The 17,883-nt window shown below is 61.8% G+C and carries 17 protein-coding genes; 7 read left to right on the top strand and 10 right to left on the bottom strand.

The genetic code is table 11. From position 1 onward, the window contains the following. Positions 1–8: 8 nt before the first annotated feature. Positions 9–770 carry an SDR family NAD(P)-dependent oxidoreductase gene (locus tag AB8B20_RS29845; protein ID WP_439070745.1) on the bottom strand — a complete coding sequence of 254 codons (762 nt, stop codon included), beginning with the start codon at positions 768–770 and terminating at the stop codon, positions 9–11. Between the two features lie 86 nt (positions 771–856). After that, a complete protein-coding gene (locus tag AB8B20_RS29840; protein WP_439070744.1) occupies positions 857–1,885 on the bottom strand; it encodes an AraC family transcriptional regulator in 1,029 nt (342 codons plus the stop codon). Between the two features lie 270 nt (positions 1,886–2,155). Between AB8B20_RS29840 and AB8B20_RS29835 the strand changes: the two genes are divergently transcribed. Beyond that, positions 2,156–2,605 (top strand): cupin domain-containing protein, encoded by a 450-nt coding sequence (locus tag AB8B20_RS29835; protein ID WP_092150797.1) that lies wholly within the window; start codon positions 2,156–2,158, stop codon positions 2,603–2,605. A 114-nt stretch (positions 2,606–2,719) separates the two neighbouring features. Next, a complete protein-coding gene (locus tag AB8B20_RS29830) occupies positions 2,720–4,222 on the top strand; it encodes a flavin-containing monooxygenase (protein WP_439070743.1) in 1,503 nt (500 codons plus the stop codon). A 36-nt stretch (positions 4,223–4,258) separates the two neighbouring features. On the opposite strand, the gene AB8B20_RS29825 is transcribed toward AB8B20_RS29830, so the two are convergent. After that, positions 4,259–5,431 (bottom strand): acyl-CoA dehydrogenase family protein, encoded by a 1,173-nt coding sequence (locus tag AB8B20_RS29825; RefSeq protein ID WP_439070742.1) that lies wholly within the window; start codon positions 5,429–5,431, stop codon positions 4,259–4,261. A gap of 250 nt (positions 5,432–5,681) precedes the next feature. Between AB8B20_RS29825 and AB8B20_RS29820 the strand changes: the two genes are divergently transcribed. The 5 genes from AB8B20_RS29820 (at position 5,682) to AB8B20_RS29800 (ending at position 11,481) form a co-directional block, all read left to right on the top strand. Next, positions 5,682–6,509 (top strand): alpha/beta fold hydrolase, encoded by an 828-nt coding sequence (locus tag AB8B20_RS29820; protein WP_439070741.1) that lies wholly within the window; start codon positions 5,682–5,684, stop codon positions 6,507–6,509. After that, entirely contained in the window at positions 6,506–7,789 is a 1,284-nt protein-coding gene (locus AB8B20_RS29815; protein ID WP_439070740.1) for an acyl-CoA dehydrogenase family protein, read from the top strand. Before AB8B20_RS29820 ends, AB8B20_RS29815 begins: the two co-directional genes overlap by 4 nt. Before the next feature lie 2 nt (positions 7,790–7,791). Beyond that, complete coding sequence (locus AB8B20_RS29810; protein ID WP_439070739.1) at positions 7,792–9,306, top strand: class I adenylate-forming enzyme family protein; 1,515 nt, start codon at positions 7,792–7,794, stop codon at positions 9,304–9,306. A 100-nt stretch (positions 9,307–9,406) separates the two neighbouring features. Continuing rightward, positions 9,407–10,501, top strand: a complete 1,095-nt coding sequence (locus AB8B20_RS29805; protein ID WP_439070738.1) for an NAD/NADP octopine/nopaline dehydrogenase family protein — start codon at positions 9,407–9,409, stop codon at positions 10,499–10,501. Further along, on the top strand, positions 10,498–11,481 hold the full coding sequence (locus tag AB8B20_RS29800) for a 3-hydroxybutyryl-CoA dehydrogenase (protein ID WP_439070737.1): 984 nt from the start codon (positions 10,498–10,500) through the stop codon (positions 11,479–11,481). Before AB8B20_RS29805 ends, AB8B20_RS29800 begins: the two co-directional genes overlap by 4 nt. A gap of 142 nt (positions 11,482–11,623) precedes the next feature. Here AB8B20_RS29800 and AB8B20_RS29795 read toward each other — a convergent pair whose 3' ends face one another. From AB8B20_RS29795 to AB8B20_RS29765, 7 genes are all read right to left on the bottom strand, one after another. Beyond that, positions 11,624–12,388 (bottom strand): ABC transporter permease, encoded by a 765-nt coding sequence (locus AB8B20_RS29795; protein WP_068732140.1) that lies wholly within the window; start codon positions 12,386–12,388, stop codon positions 11,624–11,626. 7 nt (positions 12,389–12,395) lie between these two features. After that, positions 12,396–13,178, bottom strand: a complete 783-nt coding sequence (locus AB8B20_RS29790) for an ABC transporter permease (RefSeq protein WP_439070736.1) — start codon at positions 13,176–13,178, stop codon at positions 12,396–12,398. Further along, entirely contained in the window at positions 13,178–14,020 is an 843-nt protein-coding gene (locus tag AB8B20_RS29785; protein WP_439072977.1) for an ABC transporter ATP-binding protein, read from the bottom strand. The genes AB8B20_RS29790 and AB8B20_RS29785 overlap by 1 nt, the downstream gene beginning before the upstream one ends. Positions 14,021–14,217: 197 nt before the next feature. Then, positions 14,218–14,472 carry a DUF3297 family protein gene (locus tag AB8B20_RS29780; protein ID WP_089267433.1) on the bottom strand — a complete coding sequence of 85 codons (255 nt, stop codon included), beginning with the start codon at positions 14,470–14,472 and terminating at the stop codon, positions 14,218–14,220. Further along, positions 14,469–14,945, bottom strand: coding sequence for a glutathione peroxidase (locus AB8B20_RS29775; protein ID WP_439070735.1), 477 nt, complete (start codon positions 14,943–14,945; stop codon positions 14,469–14,471). Before AB8B20_RS29775 ends, AB8B20_RS29780 begins: the two co-directional genes overlap by 4 nt. Positions 14,946–14,959: 14 nt before the next feature. After that, positions 14,960–16,363 (bottom strand): amidase family protein, encoded by a 1,404-nt coding sequence (locus AB8B20_RS29770; protein WP_439070734.1) that lies wholly within the window; start codon positions 16,361–16,363, stop codon positions 14,960–14,962. An 887-nt stretch (positions 16,364–17,250) separates the two neighbouring features. Beyond that, the gene (locus tag AB8B20_RS29765; RefSeq protein WP_439070733.1) at positions 17,251–17,817 is read right to left on the bottom strand and encodes a c-type cytochrome; all 567 of its coding nucleotides are present in this window, start codon (positions 17,815–17,817) and stop codon (positions 17,251–17,253) included. Positions 17,818–17,883 lie beyond the last annotated feature (66 nt).

Below are 17,883 nucleotides of genomic sequence, written 5' to 3'. Positions count from 1 at the left end.
CGTATCGATCAGACTTCGCCGCCCGCGACGGCGATGCTCTGACCGGTGATGGAGCTGGCGCCCGCGCCGCATAGCCACAACACGGCATCCGCGACCTCGCCGGGCGTCACCAGGCGGCCCTGCGGATTGTGCTTCGCCAATTCGGCAACAGCTTGTTCGCGCGTACGGCCAGTCTTGCTCATGATGTTGTCGATGCTGCCTTCGAGCAGATCAGTCTCGGTAAAGCCTGGGCACACTGCATTCACAGTGACACCGCTTTTCGCGACTTCCAGCGCCACCGAGCGCACGAGGCCGATGACAGCATGTTTCGCAGCGCTATAGGCGCTGACATAGCCATAGCCCTTGAGGCCAGCCGTCGAAGCAACCGCGACGATGCGGCCGCTCTTGCGCTTGACCATCTCGGGCAGCACAGCCTGCGTTGCATAGACGACGCCCATGAAATTAACGTCCATCATGCGCTGGAACAGTGCTGCATCCGATTTCACGAATGGCGCAGACTCCGCAGCACCCGCATTCGCCACCAGAATATCGATCGGCTGGCGTTTCGCGGCATCCGCAATCGCGGCATTCAGCGCGGCTTGATCGGACACGTCGGCGGCCATCGCATGGTGCGCGTCACCAGCGGCAACGACCTCGTTCAGCACTGCAAGATTGCGACCCAGGATGGTGACGGTCGCGCCGGCCTGAACCAACGATGCTGCAATGGCGCGGCCGATGCCGCGGCCGCCGCCGGTCACCAGTGCGTGGGAGGAGCGAGACAATCCGGACATGCGTCACCTTCCGCAGGCTCTCCATGAGCCTGCCTGGATATTATTTTAGACTTCAAGCTTTTGCAAGAAACAGGCAGGCCATGCTGCTAGCGGCTGCGGCGGAGCGTATCCGACGGGCTCTCGCCATAACGGGCACGGTAGAAGCTGGCCATCCGGCTCGGATGGGTAAAGCCGAGATCGAAGGCCATATCGATGACCCGCTCGCCCGGTGCCCCCCGCAACAGTCGTGCATTCAAGTGCGTCAGCCGGATATCGAGCAGCGCATCGGAAATCGACATGCCGAAATGCTTCTGAAAGCCGAGCTGCAGCGAACGTATCCCGATGCCAGCCGCGCGCGCGAGCCGATCGAGATCGAGCGGCTCAGTGGCATGAACCTGAAGATAGTCCCGTGCCTTTCTCAGCACTGATGGCAGCGGACCGAGGCGCGCAAGGGTGCGGTCGATGGTGTCGGTGAGCGTATGACGCTGACCGGTCAGCAACAGTCCAATCACGGAGTCACGCAGGGTCGCCGCCATCATGGGCGATATCTGCTGCCCTGGCCCGCGATGTTCCGCGAGATCAGCCAGGTACTCGATCTGGGATCGGATCGCGAGACCAAACGACGTATTGAGGTCAACCTCCGGATCAAACTCGATCACGGCACCAGATTTCTCTGCCAGCGCCGCCGCGCGCTCCTCGACGAGCCGTCGTTCAACCAGCAGGATCAATTTTGCGCAATCGTCCTGCCAGACCATTTTTGTCGGCATGGTCGGTGACAGCAAGGACGCGGAACGCCCCGCCGACACCTCGATCGTCCGGCCACCCGTATTGATACGGGCACCGCCATGCAGCGGGATCTGCAACAGGAAGAACCGATCGAGACAGCCAGGGTCGATCGATACCGAACCGCCATAGGAGACGTAGTTCACCGAGAATCCATCGAACGCCGCGCAATTGTGGAGCGCGTGAAAATCCGGCCAGGAGCGCTGCAAGGGATCGAGCGCATGCGGGCAGAAGATGCGCCCGATCGAATCGGCAGCCTCGTCGATATCCCTGGTGAAGACGCGGGAGAACGCCGCAAGCCTTGCGGCGCGGGCCGGATGGGCATTCCTCGATACGGCTGCGTCCAACACCATGGTCCGATCGCCTGCGTTATTTGAAACCTAGACTATCCATGTCGCATCACGCCGCATAGTCGGCGCCGCGCCGCAAATATTGCCGTGCTGCACAACGAATGCGCAGGCCGGCGTCTTCCAAAGATGAGTGTGCAGCGCAGCGTGGCCGCGCGCCCTCGCCTGCGCCGGTAATTATTTCGTCGTTTGGATAGCGGATTCGTTCAACGGCTAGAGACAGGCCCCGAGGTCACGCAGCATCCTTGCAGACGTGAAACCCAAGGGAGCAGGACCATGGCGGCACTTGAAAAAGGCATTACCCAGAACGGCACGGGATATAACGGCACCACGTGGAATATCCTTGGACAGGTCTATTTCCCGAAGGCCGTGACCGACTCCACCTTTGCCTTCGAGACCAACAGCGATCCCGGCCAGTTCGTGCCGGTGCATATCCATCCGACCCAGGAAGAGTTCATCCTAGTGCAGGAAGGCGTGCTCGACCTCAAGCTGGACGGTCAGTGGGTCCGCGCCCATGCCGGCGACCTCGTCCGTCTGCCCCGCGGCATTCCGCATGGCTATTTCAACAAGTCGGACAAACCGGCTCGCGCGCTGTTCTGGGTCTCACCGACACAGAAGCTCGAAGCCCTGTTCAAGCAATTGCACAATATGAGCGACATCGAAGCCATCGTCCGCGTCTCTGCCGAGCATGAAGTGAACTTCTTGCCGCCGGAAGCCAACGACTAACTTCGACGACCGGACCTAACATCACACGTCGCGAACGTCCCGCGCAGGCCAGTACCTACGCGTGTAAACCCGCGCGCCCGCGATCCGTCGCTGCATTCAAACAGGAGATAAGCCATGGTCAAACAGAAGAGTGTTTGCGTCATCGGCGCCGGCATTGCCGGCCTTGCCGCCGCCAAATCCTTCACGGCGCACGGGCACAAGGTCACGGTGCTGGAACGCAGCGGCGATCTCGGCGGCGTATGGGAGCCCGCCCGCTCTTATCCGGAGGTGCAGACCCAAAGCCCCAAGGAACTTTATCGGTTCACCGGCAAGCCGATGCCGGCGTGCTATCCGGAATGGCCGAAGGGACCGCAGGTCCATGCCTATCTCACAGACTATGCAGGCGACTATAATCTGATCCCGCTGATGCGCTTCAACACAACCGTCGTGAACATGAAACGCCGCGACGATGGCCTGCCCGGCTGGGCGCTTGAGACACGCGATGCGGCTGGTAACACCGCGCAGGAAATATTCGATTTCGTGGCGGTCTGCATCGGGCAATTCAACAAACGCAAGGAGCTACATCACCCCCGCGAGGACGCGTTCAAGGCCGACGGCGGCGTGATCCTGCATTCGGCGGAGCACACGGACTCATCTATCGTCAAAGGCAAGAAGGTCGTCGTGCTCGGCGGCTCGAAATCGGCCACTGATATCGCCGTGCATTCGGTCAATGCCGGTGCCAGCGCCGTTACCTTTGTCTATCGCGAGCCGGTGTGGCGCATTCCCTATTTCATCGGCGGCCTGATCAACTTCAAGCGCATCCTCTATATCCGCGCGCAGGAAGAGATGTTTCGGGGCTGGGGATTGAGCGCGCTGTCGAAGGTCAACCATGCCATTGCCAAGCCTTTCATCTGGGCCAACTGGCGCGGGCTGGAGGCCATGCTGAAGGCCCAGCTCAAGCTGAAGAAATGCGACATGGTGCCGGAAGGGCGCATCGAGGACGGCATCAACTGCTCGGTGCCGATCGCTACACCTAACTTCTTCCCGATGGTCGCTGATGGACGCATCAAGGCGATCCGTGGCACCTTCGATCACTATGACGGCAAGACCATCGTGATGTCAGGCGGCCAGCGCGTCGAAGCTGACGTTGCTGTGCTGGCAATCGGCTTCGCACTCGGCGTGCCATTCTTGCCGCAGCAATATCGCGACAAGCTCATCCAGGATGACGGGCAGTATCGGCTGTATCGCGTGATCGCCAATCCAGATCTGCCGGACATGGGTTTCGTCGGCTTCAATTCCAGCTTCTGCTCGGTGCTCACGGCGGAAATGGCTGCCAATTGGCTGGTGCGCTATGCCGACGGCAAACTGGCGAAGCAGCCGACGGCAGCCGCGATGCACCAGAACATGGACGAGATGCTGCATTTCAAGCGCGTCGAACGCCCCGCAGCCGGCGTCTATGGCGGGTTGTGCGTCGCGCCCTATCACTTCAAGCATTTTGACGAATTGCTCGACGATATGGGCGCCACCAGCAAACGGCGCGGTGCGCTGGTGGAGAAATTCACACCGCCGGACGCCGATGCCTATGCGCGTTTTCTCGCATCGGCGCCGAACTACAAAGCGGAAGCGACGGCCGCGTGAAGTGTCAGGCGAGCCGTGATCGGCTCGCCTGTTCGCTCAATTGGTCTGCGCCGCCTTGATGAGCTCGCGACCGATGATGACCTTCTGGACTTCGGTTGCGCCTTCATAGATGCGCAGCGCGCGAATCTCGCGATAGAGCTCCTCGACCTTGACGCCCGACTGCACACCGAGACCGCCGAAAATCTGCACAGCACGGTCGATCACTGTCTGTGCCGCTTCGGTCGCGAACATCTTGGCCATGGCGGCTTCGCGTGTGATGCGCGCCGCGCCCTGATCCTTGGTCCAGGCCGAGCGATAGACCAGCAGTGCGGAGGCATCGATTGACGTGGCCATCTCCGCGAGGCCAGCCTGCGTCAGTTGCAGATCACCGAGCGTATGACCGAACATTTTTCGCGTGACCGAGCGATGCAGCGCTTCATCGAGCGCGCGTCGTGCGAGGCCGAGCGCGGCAGCACCGACCGTAGAACGGAACACGTCGAGTGTCGCCATCGCGACCTTGAAGCCTTCACCGTCCTTGCCGATGCGGTTCGCCAGAGGCACGCGGCAATCCTCGAATTTCAGCGTGGCCAGCGGATGCGGCGCGATCACGTTGATACGTTCCGAAATGGTGAAGCCGGGCGTATCCGCGTCGACAACGAATGCGCTGATGCCGCGCGCGCCGGATTCGCCCGTGCGCAGAAACACCACATACTGGTCGGCAATGCCGCCATTGGAAATCCAGGTCTTGAGGCCGTTGATGCGGACATGATCCGGACCATCGGGCACCGCCGTCGTCGTCATCGCAGCGACATCCGAACCTGCATCGGGCTCCGACAGTGCAAACGCTGCAATGGCCTCACCGCTGGCGACGCGCGGCAGATAGCGCGACTTCAATGCTTCCGAGCCGAACAGACTGATCGGGCCGGTGCCGAGTCCCTGCATCGCAAACGCGAAATCGGCAAGACCGCTCTCATAGGCGAGCGTTTCGCGGATCAGACACAGCGAGCGCACATCGAAGGTTGGAAACATGCCGCCATGGCTTGCCGGTACCGCTGCGCGCAACCATCCGCCGTCACCCAGCGCCTTCACCAGACGCTTGCAGGAGCCATCGACGTCATGGTGATCGACCAGACCGGGCAACGTCGCCTTGGCCCAGCGCGACAGACCCGTGGCCAGTTCGCGGTGATGGTCTTCGAAAAACGGCCAGGACAAAAATGACTGATCGGACATGGCTTCCTCCCTCGATGCATCGGCAATCGACATTGTTTTAAACCTAAAGAAATTTCGGACAAGGGCGATGACCGACATCACAACATCGCCAAGCGGAAGGCGCATGGTCCGTCACTCGGAGACCTGACCTCTAACAACGACGTGCCTCCGGATAAGGCAATCCACAACCCTTTAAGTCTAAAACTATCGCTTTTCATATATCTCGGACATGCTAGGATCACCCTTGTCCGACAGCACAGGAGGCCTATGCGTGCCAAATTCTGCAGCCCTGACGACGAAGGACGGCCGCTTCGGCTTTGAAGCCAAAGGCGATTCCGCGGCAACGCCGCTGGTGTTTCTGCATGGGATCGGCGGTGCGGGCCGCGGCTGGCGCAACCAGCTTGAGGCGTTCGGCGACCGCTACTACGCCATCGGCTGGGACTCGCCGGGCTATGGCGGTTCGAAGCAACTTGAGACGCCCAGCATCCCGGGCTTCGCCGAAGCCCTGAAGGACTTTCTCGCGCAGATTGGCGCCAGGAAGCCGGTGCTGGTCGGCCATTCCATTGGCGGCATGATCGTGCAGCGCTTCGTGGTGGACTATCCCGATCTCGCCGGCGCTATCGTGCTGGCGCAGACCACCTCCGCCTTCGGCAGCTCCGACGGCGAATGGCAGAAGAATTTCATCGATGCCCGGCTTGGCCCGCTCGACCGCGGCGAGACCATGGTGTCGATGGCGCCGAAGCTGGTGGCTGGCCTGATCGGCGACAATCCGGATCCTGCCGGCCTTGAACTCGCACGCGACTGCATGGCCGCTGTGAAGCCCGACACCTACCGCGCCTCGATGAAGGCGATGATCGGCTTCGATCTGCGCAAGAACCTTGCGGACATCAAAATACCGACTTTAGTCCTATCCGGATCGAAAGACAACAACGCGCCGGCAAAGACGATGGCAAAGATGGCGGGCCTCGTGCCCGGGTCGACCTATGTCGAACTCGAGGGCGTCGGCCATCTCGCCAGTTTCGAACGTCCGCACGAATTCAACGAAGTACTAGCCGACTTCCTCAAAACCAGCCACAACCTTTCGGGGTCATCCTCATGAACAAGCCCGCCAGTAAGCCAGACCTCGACAGCATCGTCCTCGACAAGCCGATGTTCGATCCGAAAGCCTATCGTCTCGATGACGAACAGGCCGGACTGATCACCAAGGCGCGCGAGCTGGCGCAGGCTAACTTCGCCGGTCGCGCGGCGAAGTGGGATACCGAGGCAACCTTCCCGCTGGAGAACTACAAGGACCTGCACAAGGCGGGTCTGCTGGGCATCTCGATCCCGAAAGCAAATGGCGGTTCGGGCGCCAGCTATCAGACCTATTCGCTGGCTGCTGCCGAAATCGGCCGCTATTGCGGCGCCACCGCGCTGACCTGGAACATGCATGTCTGCTCGACGCTGTGGTCCGGCCCGCTGGCCGATGACCTAGACATGGATGACCAGATGCGCGCCGAACAGCACCGCCGCCGCGCTATCCACTACAAGCGCATCGTCGAAGACGGCGCGATCTATTCGCAGCCGTTCTCCGAAGGCGGCGCAGCAGCCGCCGGCGGCGTTGCGTTCGGAACCGAAGCGAAGCCCGTCAAAGGCGGCTGGATCGTCAACGGCAAGAAGATCTTTGCGTCGCTGTCGGGCTTCGCCGATTACTACGGCGTGCTCTGCACCGAAGTCGCTGAGGGTGAGAAGGCTTCGCGCCGCAACACGCTGTATCTGGCGATTTCCGCCAAGTCCGAAGGCGTCTCCGTCGTTGGCGACTGGGATCCACTCGGCATGCGCGGCACGGTCTCCCGCACGCTGATCTTCAAGGACGTGTTTGTGCCGGAAGATGCAGCGCTGATGCCGCGCGGCGTCTACTTCCAGGCCGCGATGCGCTGGCCGCACATGTTCCTGACGCTGTCGCCGACTTACGTCGGTCTCGCGCAGGCATCGTACGATTTCACCGTGAAGTATCTCCGCGGCGAAATCCCGGGCATGCCGCCAGTCAAGCGCCGGATGTATCCGACCAAGCAGATCGCCGTGGCGCAGATGCAGATCAAGCTCGAGCAGCTCAAGTCGACCTGGTTCCAGGCCGTGACCGAGGCCTGCGCCAATCCGTCAAAGGAGCAGGTGCTACGCGCCTACGCCGCCCAGTACACCGTAATGGAAGGCGCCAACGAACTTGCGGCACTGGCGATCCGCACCTGCGGCGGTCAGGCCATGCTGAAGACGCTGCCGCTGGAGCGCATCTATCGCGACAGCCGCTGCGGTGCGCTGATGCTGCCCTGGACCGCCGAGCTTTGCCTCGACCGTATCGGCCGCGAGGCACTCTATGAGGCCGGTGAGAAAGACGAGTAATCGTGGATCTCTCCAGCCTCATCGCCCGCAACGCCGCATTCACGCCGGACAAGCCCGCGATTCATTTCGAGGGCGAGACGCTCAGCTATGCCGTGTTCAACGCGCGGATCGAGGCGACGGCGAAGGCGTTGAAGGCGGAATGCGGCGTCGGTCGCGGTGATCGCGTCGCAATCCTGAGCATGAACAGGCCGGACTATCTCGTTCTGCTCTATGCCTGTGCCCGGCTTGGCGCGATCATGGTGCCACTCAACTGGCGGCTCGCAGTCGCCGAGCAACTGTTCATTCTCTTTGACGCCTCCGTGAAGGTGCTGGTGCTCGAAGAAAGCTTTGCAGCGATCCTGCCGTCGCTTGCGAAGGACTTGCCGGATACGCGCGTGATCGCGTTCGATTTCGCGCCTGATGCCCCCGGCCAGACATTCGACACACTGCTGTCCCGCGCTTCCGGAGATGGCCGCAATCCGCATACCGACCTCTCCTGCCCGCTGCTGATCGTCTATACGTCAGGCACTACAGGCCGCCCGAAAGGCGCCGTCCTGCGCCAGGAAGCGCTGCTGTGGAACGGCGTGATGAGCCAGCACATGCATGGCCTCACGTCAGACGATCATGTCCTGACCGTGCTGCCCTTCTTCCATGTCGGCGGCCTGAACATCCAGACCACGCCGGCGCTGCATCACGGCGCTACCGTAACAATCCATGCGCGCTTCACACCCGACTCCACGCTGGAAGCGATCACGCGGGAGCGACCCACCCTGACCGTTTGGGTACCCGCGATCATTCAGGCGATGAGCGAGCATCCCGCCTGGGCTGCGACCGACGTGTCCTGCCTCAAGGCCGCATCCACCGGCTCCAGCATCGTGCCGCCGCATCTGATCGAACGCCTGACAGCGCGCGGCATTCCCGTGCTGCAGGTCTATGGTTCAACCGAAACCTGCCCGATCGCGGTCTATACGCGGCTGGGCGGCGACCTGTCGCGTACGGGATCGACGGGTTTGCCCGGCCTGTGCTGCGAAGCCGTGGTCATCGACGACAATGGCAATGAACTTCCAGCCAAAGCGACCGGCGAGATCGCGGTGCGCGGCCCCAATGTGTTCTTCGAATACTGGGGCAACGAGGCTGCGACGCGCGAGGCACTGCATGATGGCTGGTATCGCACCGGCGATATCGGCACGCGCGATGATGATGGCTATTTCTGGGTCCACGACCGCAAGAAGAACATGATCATTTCCGGCGGCGAGAACGTCTATCCCGCCGAGGTCGAGCGCGTACTGCTCGAACATCCCGATGTCGCCGATTGCGGCGTCGTCGGCGTGCCAGATCCGAAATGGCAGGAAGTACCAGTCGCCTATGTGCTGCTGCGGCCGAATTGCAGCGTGAGTGCCGAAGCGCTGAAGGCTCATGTTCTGACACAGCTCGCCCGCTACAAGCAGCCGCGCGACATCGTATTCGTCACAGACCTGCCGCGCACCGCGCTCGGCAAGGTGCAGCATTTCAAACTGAAGCAGGACAATCCTTCGTAGGATGGGTAGAGCGTCTTCGCGAAACCCATCAACGACACGGCACAGAGCGATGGGTTTCGCTTCGCTCTACCCATCCTACGCTAGAACTTAGAGGACGAAGATGAAGATCGCAGTATTGGGTGGCGGCAACGGTTCGTTCGCAGCCGCGGGTGATTTCGCACTGCAGGGCCATGACGTCCGCCTGTGGCGCCGCGACGCCGAGGCTGTCGCCGAGCACAACAAGGCCGGCTCGCGCATCAAGGTCAAGAATGCGCAGGGCACGCACGATACGCAATTGACGCTGGTAACGACGGACATTGCGGAAGCGATCAAGGACGTCGAACTGATCCTGTGCCCCGCACCCGCCTTTGCGCAGCCTGATATCGCCAAACGGATCGCGCCGTATCTCAAGGATGGTCAGGTCGTCTATCTGCCGCCGGCGACCTTCGGCTCGATGATCTTTGCCAAGGCCGCACATGACGCCGGCAACACGGCCAAGGTCGCCTTTGCGGAAACCGGTACACTGCCCTGGCTCGCGCGTAAGCACGGCCCGTTCGAGGTCGCCATCACCATCCGCGCCAAGCGTCTGCCGACCGGCGTGTTCCCGCTTCACATGATGGACTATGCCTGCAAGGTCATCGACAGGGCCTTCCCCGGCGTCATCGAGCCGTGTGGTGATGCGTTGTCCGGTGCGCTGATGAATGCCGGTCCGATCATTCATCCACCGCTGATCGTGATGAATGCCGGGCCATTGGAGCATTTCCCGACCTGGGACATTCACAAGGAAGGCACCCAGCCGGCGATCCGCCGCGTCACCGACCAGCTCGACGCCGAGCGCATCGCCATCCGCGAGGCCTTTGGTTACAACGGCGCGCATTTCCCGCTGGCGGATCACTACGCCAAGGAAGGCGAAGAGTGGATGTATGGCCGCGGCTCGCATGATCGTCTCACCGACAGCGGTGACTGGCGCGAGCACATCGTGCTCACCGAGCACCGCTACATGCGCGAGGATCTGCGCACGGGCCTGTCGTTCTTCCTGTCCTGCGCCACGCTCGCGGGCGTCGAGACACCGCTGGTCAAGGCGTTCCTCGCCATCGGCGGCGCCATCTGTGGCGAGAACTTCCTTGAAGGCGGCCGCACACTCGCGTCGCTCGGCTTCGGCGATCTCGATCAGGCCGCGCTGCTGAAGCTACTGCGCGAAGGCTTTGCCGCATGAGCGCCCGTCCCGCCATTGCTTGTCTCGGCGCGGGCCGTATGGGCCGCGGCATTGCCGTTGCCTTTGCCTATGCCGGCCACAATGTTGCGATCGTCGACTTCAAGGCGCGCGACGCGGACAAGTTCAAGGCACTGGAAGCCGAGGCACTGGGCGAGATCCGCAAGACCTTTGCCAGTATGGCGCGTTTCGGCCTGCTCACCGAAGCTGACATCGAGACGCTGGTGTCGCGCGTCAGCGTCGTGCCGGAAGCCGGCGCAGGTGCCGCACTGAGCGGTTCGGCGATCATCTTCGAAGGCGTCCCGGAAGTGCTCGACCAGAAGCGCGATGCGCTCGCGCGCGCGTCAAAGCTCGCAGGCCCCTCGCCGATCATCGCTTCCACGACTTCGACCATTCTCGTCGACGACATTTCCAGCGCCGTCGACCATCCCGAGCGCTTTCTCAACGCGCACTGGCTGAACCCGGCCTATCTCGTGCCGCTGGTCGAAGTCTCGCCGGGTGCGAAGACAGATCCGGCGATCACCGCGCGGGTGAAGGAGATGCTCGAAGGCATCGGCAAGGTCCCCGTAGTTTGCGCCGCGACGCCCGGCTATATCGTACCGCGTATCCAGGCGATGGCTATGAATGAAGCCGCGCGCATGGTCGAGGAAGGCGTTGCGAGCCCCGAGGATATCGACAAGGCGATCAAATACGGTTTCGGATTCCGCTTCGCAGTACTGGGCCTCTTGGAATTCGTCGATTGGGGCGGCGGCGATATCCTGTATTACGCCAGCAAGTATCTCACCGGCGCGCTGAACAACGACCGCTACGCGTCGCCGGAGATCGTCGGCCGCAACATGGCCGAAGGCCGCATCGGCCTCAAGACGGGCGAAGGTTTCCTCAATTATGAGGGGCTCGATGTCGATGCCTATCGCGAGGGGCGGCTATCGGCATTCGTGGATCTGCTGAAGCACTTCCAGTTGCAGAAGCCGCCGGTTTTGTAGCGACTGCGAACTCGGCCCCTCATCCTGAGGAGCCGCACACTTGCGCGGCGTCTCGAAGGATGGCCGCACATCCATTCATGGTTCGAGACGGCGCCGAAGAGGCGCCTCCTCACCATGAGGGCTGAGTGTTTGATAGCTGTCTTTACACTTCCGGAAAGCCCCGCAGCAGATAGCTGCGTAGCCAGTGCAGCAGGCTGTTCAGGATCAGACCGAGCATCGATATCATGATCAGCGGCACGAACATATCCACGGTCTGAAACGTGCGCGCGGCCTGCACCAGCATGTGACCGAGGCCATCGGTCGAGGTGATCATCTCGGCGAGGAATACCACGATGCAGGAGATCACGAGGCCGATGCGGCAGCCGGTGAGGATCGATGGCATCGCGGCGGGCAGCACCACCTTGAACAGTATCTGCCAGCGCGGCGTGCCGGCGGCCATCGCGGACCAGATCAGCTTCTGCTCGACCATCGACGCGCCGTAATAGGTCGAGAGCAGGATCGGGAACAGCGCGTCGGCAGTCACCAGCGTGATCTTGGAGGCGTGGTCGAAGCCGAGGATCAGCAGCAGCGCGGGATACAGCGCGATCTTCGGGATCGGCGCCAGCACGCGCACCAGCGGCTTGACGACGGCATTGACTGCCGGGCTCACCGCTGCAGCAAGACCGATGAACACGCCGACGACCACGGCAATGCCGAAGCCGGCAAACAGCCGGATCAATGTCGCGGCGATATCGTGCAGAAAGTCGCCGTTGAAGAAGTCCTTCGCCAGCTTTCCGAACACCGCGCCCGGCGGCGGCAACAAGCTCGTCGGCGCGAAGCCGAATGAGATCAGCGACTGCCACAGCGCGATGAACAGCACGATCGGCGTGATGCCCAGCAGAACCGAATTGATGCGTTCCTGGTTCATGTCGTGCTCACGTGAAGCTGAGAGGCATGTCATCGCGCGGTTGCGACCAGCGCACCAGCGACAGGCGAAGCTTCTCGAAGGCCGCGTCGAAGATGATGCCCATGGCGCCGATGATCAGGATCATCGCGAACACCGTGTCGTATTGCGCCATGTCGAGCGAGTTGAACAGGATGTTGCCGGCGCCGGACTGGCGCGCGATCATCTCGGAGGTGATCATGGTGATCAGCGCCAGCACCAGACCCGTGCGGCAGCCCGTGAGAATTTCCGGCAGCGCCGCGGGCAGCACGATACGCAGCATGCGCATTGGCGCCGACATGCCCATCGCCGCACCGGACCACAGCATCTTTTCTTCGACGGCTTTGGAGCCCTGGAAGGCGTGATAGATGATCGGCAGGCTGACGCCGAGGAAGATGACAAGAATCTTGGAGACGTCGCCAACGCCCATCCACAGCATGATGATGGGCATCAGCGCTGCTTTTGGCACGGGATAGATGATCATCATCAGCGGATTGAAGAAGGCCGCGACAGCCTTGATGCGCCCCATCAGCAAACCGAGCGGGATCGCAAACATCACCGCGAGCACGAGCCCGATGGTCATCCGGCGGATGGAATCGAGAATGTTCAGCAGCGATCCCTTGTCCCCGAGGATCGACGGAATCGCCTTGATCGACTCCAGTGCCGTCGGGAAGCTCTCGGTATCCAGCCGCAGCGAGGCAATCTGCCAGACACACAGCAACCCGATGCAGGCGAACAATGGCGAAAGTGTCTTGAGCACCCCGCGCCCGGTCATCACAGATGGTCCTTGCCGTCGTCGATCATCTTCTCGATATCGACGATGTATTTCTGGAACCGTGCGTCGAGCAGCAGATCCGCGCGCTTGCGCGGCCGCGGCAGATCGATATCGACGATTTCCTTGATGCTGCCCGGCGAGCGCGACATCACGATCACCTTGTCGGAGAGATAGACGGCTTCCTCGACCGAATGGGTGACGAACAGCACCGTCTTGCGCTGTGTATCCCAGATGTCGAGCAGATCGTTCTGCAGCCGCGTGCGGGTATGCGCATCGAGCGCGCCGAACGGCTCATCCATCAGCAGCACGGCGGGATCATAAGCCAGCGTGCGCGCGATCGCGACGCGCTGCTTCATGCCGCCGGAGAGTTCTTTCGGATAGAAATTCTCGTAGCCCTTGAGGCCGACCATCTCGAGCAGCTTGCGGCCGCGCGTTTCGGCTTCAACCTTCTTCATGCCCTGCTGGCGCATGCCATACATGACATTGCCGAGCACGTTCTTCCACGGAAACAGCGCGAATTCCTGAAACACCGGACCGCGATCGGGACCCGGTCCCGTGATCGCTTTGCCCTTCACCTTGGCAACGCCATCGGTCGGCTGCACGAAGCCGCCGACGATATAGAGCAAGGTCGACTTGCCGCAGCCTGAGGGTCCGAGGATCGAGACGAAGGCCCCGTCTTCGATGGTGAGGTTGATATCCGACAGCGCCAGATGGCTTTGCTTGCCGGAGGTCTGGAAGCGCTGCGAGACGTGCTCGATTTCGATCATGGCTGAAGCGGGTTTGCGGCCGGAAACCGGTTCCGACTCGGCGTGAGCGTCCGAACGTAGCGACACCACCTGCATTCCCGGTCCTTCATTTGCCATGCACGCATTGCAATCACGACGGCCCGACTGTGTCCATCATGCTGACGGACGCAGCGTAGCCGGAAACTGCAATTACTTTAAGCTTCAAATTTATGCGGGCAACGCCTTTTTGCTGGTCAACGCCTGCTGCGAACAGGTCAGCTTCCCGCAGCAGGGCTTTCGGCGCTTTCGTGGCGTTAGTCGCGGAAATACGGCTCAACAGAGCCGGTCAGCTTGATCAGCAGCGGATTGCCGTACCGGTCCTTTGCCGCACCGGCGGGCACCTTCACCCAGCCTTCGCTGACGCAATATTCCTCGACATTGGTCTTCTCGGCACCCTTGAAGCGAATGCCGACATCGCGCTGCAGCACTTCGGCATTGTAGAACGGGCTTCGCGGATCGGTGGACAGACGATCAGGCAGATCGGCTGATGCATTGGTGTTGTCGGTCATAGCAGCGCCTCGATTTTCTCTCGCAGTGATTTAGGTTTGGCGGTCGGCGCAAAACGCTCGACGACCCGTCCGGAACGGTCGATCAGGAATTTGGTAAAATTCCATTTGATCCCCGAACCCAGCAATCCGGACTTTTCAGATTTCAGGTAATTATACAATGGATGCGCCCCGGCGCCATTCACGTCGATCTTCTCAAACAGTGGGAAGGTGATGTGGTAATTGGCCTCGCAGAAGCTCTCGATCGCCTTGGCGTCGCCCGGCTCCTGCGCGCCGAACTGGTTGCAGGGAAAGCCCAGCACGGAAAATCCGCGCGGTGCAAAATCCTGCTGCAGTCTCTCCAGCCCCGCATATTGCGGCGTGAATCCGCAGGCGCTGGCGGTATTGACGATCAGCAGCACCTTTCCTTCGAACTGCTTGAGCGCGACAGGCTCACCTGTCAGTGCGTTCGCAGAAAAATCGGAGATGCCGGTCATCGCACTGATCCCTCTCAGGCCGTCACGGGGTCGCAAGGCATCGGCGGGGTACCGCCGGCCTCGATGGCTTCGCCGGCCAGCAGACAGAGATCCTCGCGGTAACGGCCGGCCACGACCTGCACGCCGGTCGGCGCACGGCCGACGAGGCCTGTGGCGACGCTCAGCGCCGGCAGGCCCATGAAGGGAATGCCAATCTGCGGCATCTGGGCGGCCCAGACGCGATCGAAGCCTTCCTGGCCCTGCATATCCAGATGATCCGGGAACGGCAATTCGCCGGACATCGGCATCAACACCACGGCATAGCGCTGCAAGAACATTTCCCAGTCGCGCACGAAGGTGGAACGGCGCACCAGCGCGCGGGACAGGCCGCCATTCTCGAAGTCCTTGAGCTTGTCCTTCTGTCCGCGCAGACAGACCAGTGCTGCGGGATCGCCCTCGCGTTCGGCAGCATCCAGCATGCCCTGATAGCCGTCGCCGAACCAGAGCTGCGTCTGCAAGGCCGCAGCCTCGCGCAGCGCCGGCGTGTTCTCGACTTCCTCGACGATCCACCCTGCCCGCTCCAGCCGCTTGCCGGCATCGCGCACGGCGGCTTCGACATCGGCTGATATGGCGAGCCCGTCGGGCCGCAGGCACATGGCGGCACGCTTCTCGCGCTTGGGTCCTTCAAGCGGCGCCGGCACCCACCAGGGATCGCGCGCATCCGGCTGTGACATCGCGGCGAGGCCAAGGCGTACATCGTTGATGGTCCGCGCCAAGGGACCTGACACCGCGGTAATCTGACCGGAGATGATGCGCTCGGGCAGCGCCTGATTGTAGGCAGCGATGCGACCGACCGTGGGACGCAGACCGTGCACGCCGCAGGCATAGGCAGGATAGCGGATCGAGCCGGCGATATCGGTGCCGTGCGCGATGTGTCCGATACCGGCCGCGACCGCGCTGCCCGCGCCGCCTGACGAGCCGCCCGGCGTCAGCGAGGGATCGCGCGGGTTTTTGGTATCGCCATAGAGCTGATTGGTGGTGAACCAGCGATAGGAAAATGCCGGGCAATTGGTGCGGCCGATGATGACGGCGCCGGCCTTCAGCAGATTGTCGATCACCGGGCTGTTGGTCTTGGCGATGATCTCGTTCTGGATCTTCACGCCGTTCGAGGTCGGATAGGTCGCGTAGTCGATATTCACTTTGACGGTGATGGGCACGCCGCCGAGGGGACCGACATCCTCTCCATCAGCGATCGCCGCATCGACCGCATCCGCCCGCGCCAGCGCTTCGTCTGGGCGATGGTCGACCACCGCGTTGATGGCAGGGTTCACCGCATCGAGCCGCGCGAGCCCTGCAACAGTGGCCTCACGGGCAGAGACCTTACGGTCGCGAATCAATGCCGACAGATCGGTTGCCGACAGACGCCAGAGATCGTTCATAGAATGCTCCATTGCTTGTCGCTTGTTAACGCAGGCGGGCGGAGATTGCCAATCGGCCAAACGCTCGTATTCTCGCGGCGCCGAAGCGTCCGAGGTTTGCGCATTCCTTTCCGCCCCCTTGTGAGAGGGCGTGCGGAACGCCGGGTGCCCGTTGCACCCTTGGGCCTGATGCGAATGCGGTCTTCCGCAATTGAGAGTGCATCAGGACTTTCGGAGGCGCCGAGCAAGTGCCCGACGTTCCGCATACGGTGTTTTTTCGGTTGCCTGCACATCTGCCATGGCGAACGGTCCCATCACCAAAATTAATGTCCCAGGGCGGAGGGACAGGGTAGCCTCAAGCGAGTAAGCCGAACGCGTTTTGACTTGGTCGTCCGTCACACTGTCCAGGGGTCTTTCCATCCCAAGGTCGGCCGTCTCCTTGCCAGTGGCAGTGCTGGCGCAGATCCGTCCTGCCCGAAGACAGACGTCCCCCGTGAACCGCGTGACGCCGCATCTCCGGCGTCCACCGCATCCAGCCCCGCGAACGTGACGATCGCGCTCGCCCCTCTCATCGGGGCCGGACGAAGGGGAATATAATCCACGGCAGGATATTGTCAATAAGAAATAGGAAAAAATGTTTGGGCACTGCTTGCCGCCCCACACTCGTCATTCCGGGGCGTGGCCGGCTCTTGCCGGACGCGAACCCGGAATCCCAGCATGTTCAGCGCAAAAACTTCGAGATTCCCCACCATTCCAAGTGGAATGGCTGAGGTTCGCGTCCGGCAAGAGCCGGCCGCGCCCCGGAATGACAGTGGGAGCTGAACATGTCGGGATTCCGGGCTCATTCCGGTCCGCTGTGCAGCCCGGCCTGCCCCGGAATGACGTCGCGCGGGTGAGCCCGCGCGACGTCACTTCACCCTTGCGAGAAAATAAGCCAGCTCCACGATCTGCGCTTCGGAGATCGACTGCATCACATCGGCCATGGTGGCATCGTAACCGTGGCGGGAGTTGTCCTTGTATTCGCGCATGGTCTTGGCGAGGTAGTCCTCGCGCTGGTTGGCAATGCGCGGGATATTGTCGCGGCCGGAGAAATCAGCGTTGTGGCAGCTATCGCAGCGGAATTGCGATGTCAGCGCTTTCGCAGCCTGCATTCGCGCAGGATCGCCCGCTTCCAGAGCGACAGGCTTCGGCAGCGTGGCGAGATAATCCGAGAACAGGCGCAGGTCATCATCGGTGAAATCCTTCACCATGTCGTTCATCGGCTCTGCGACGCGGAGCTTCTCGCGAAACATGTAGATCTGGATCAGGGAATAAGCCGGCTGCTGCGCGCCGAGCGACGGCGTGTTCTCGGTTGCGGAGACACCCTTCTCGCCGTGACAACCGAGGCACGGCGCGGCCCGCTCGGTGATGGGTTCGGCGGCGAAGAGTGGGGACGTCGAGAGAAAAAGAGCTACGATGACGGCAAACGGGCGCATCGGCTTTGAACTTTCTGAATACTGAAACTCCGGCGTGGCGAATTCCTTCTCCCCGCTTGCGGGGAG

The organism is Tardiphaga sp. 866_E4_N1_4, from assembly GCF_052076075.1.
GTDB lineage: Bacteria > Pseudomonadota > Alphaproteobacteria > Rhizobiales > Xanthobacteraceae > Tardiphaga > Tardiphaga robiniae.
The sequence above is the reverse complement of the archived record's forward strand: the minus strand, read 5'-3'. Positions and strand labels throughout refer to the sequence as shown.

What these genes read in the sequence shown, in the direction of transcription:
- AB8B20_RS29785 (WP_439072977.1), bottom strand. Translation starts at nt 14,020, where the DNA reads ATGCAGGTGGTGTCGCTACGTTCGGACGCTCACGCCGAGTCGGAACCG.
- AB8B20_RS29800 (WP_439070737.1), top strand. Translation starts at nt 10,498, where the DNA reads ATGAGCGCCCGTCCCGCCATTGCTTGTCTCGGCGCGGGCCGTATGGGC.
- AB8B20_RS29840 (WP_439070744.1), bottom strand. Translation starts at nt 1,885, where the DNA reads ATGGTGTTGGACGCAGCCGTATCGAGGAATGCCCATCCGGCCCGCGCC.
- AB8B20_RS29815 (WP_439070740.1), top strand. Translation starts at nt 6,506, where the DNA reads ATGAACAAGCCCGCCAGTAAGCCAGACCTCGACAGCATCGTCCTCGAC.
- AB8B20_RS29770 (WP_439070734.1), bottom strand. Translation starts at nt 16,363, where the DNA reads ATGAACGATCTCTGGCGTCTGTCGGCAACCGATCTGTCGGCATTGATT.
- AB8B20_RS29835 (WP_092150797.1), top strand. Translation starts at nt 2,156, where the DNA reads ATGGCGGCACTTGAAAAAGGCATTACCCAGAACGGCACGGGATATAAC.
- AB8B20_RS29790 (WP_439070736.1), bottom strand. Translation starts at nt 13,178, where the DNA reads ATGACCGGGCGCGGGGTGCTCAAGACACTTTCGCCATTGTTCGCCTGC.
- AB8B20_RS29795 (WP_068732140.1), bottom strand. Translation starts at nt 12,388, where the DNA reads ATGAACCAGGAACGCATCAATTCGGTTCTGCTGGGCATCACGCCGATC.
- AB8B20_RS29805 (WP_439070738.1), top strand. Translation starts at nt 9,407, where the DNA reads ATGAAGATCGCAGTATTGGGTGGCGGCAACGGTTCGTTCGCAGCCGCG.
- AB8B20_RS29775 (WP_439070735.1), bottom strand. Translation starts at nt 14,945, where the DNA reads ATGACCGGCATCTCCGATTTTTCTGCGAACGCACTGACAGGTGAGCCT.
- AB8B20_RS29780 (WP_089267433.1), bottom strand. Translation starts at nt 14,472, where the DNA reads ATGACCGACAACACCAATGCATCAGCCGATCTGCCTGATCGTCTGTCC.
- AB8B20_RS29830 (WP_439070743.1), top strand. Translation starts at nt 2,720, where the DNA reads ATGGTCAAACAGAAGAGTGTTTGCGTCATCGGCGCCGGCATTGCCGGC.
- AB8B20_RS29765 (WP_439070733.1), bottom strand. Translation starts at nt 17,817, where the DNA reads ATGCGCCCGTTTGCCGTCATCGTAGCTCTTTTTCTCTCGACGTCCCCA.
- AB8B20_RS29825 (WP_439070742.1), bottom strand. Translation starts at nt 5,431, where the DNA reads ATGTCCGATCAGTCATTTTTGTCCTGGCCGTTTTTCGAAGACCATCAC.
- AB8B20_RS29845 (WP_439070745.1), bottom strand. Translation starts at nt 770, where the DNA reads ATGTCCGGATTGTCTCGCTCCTCCCACGCACTGGTGACCGGCGGCGGC.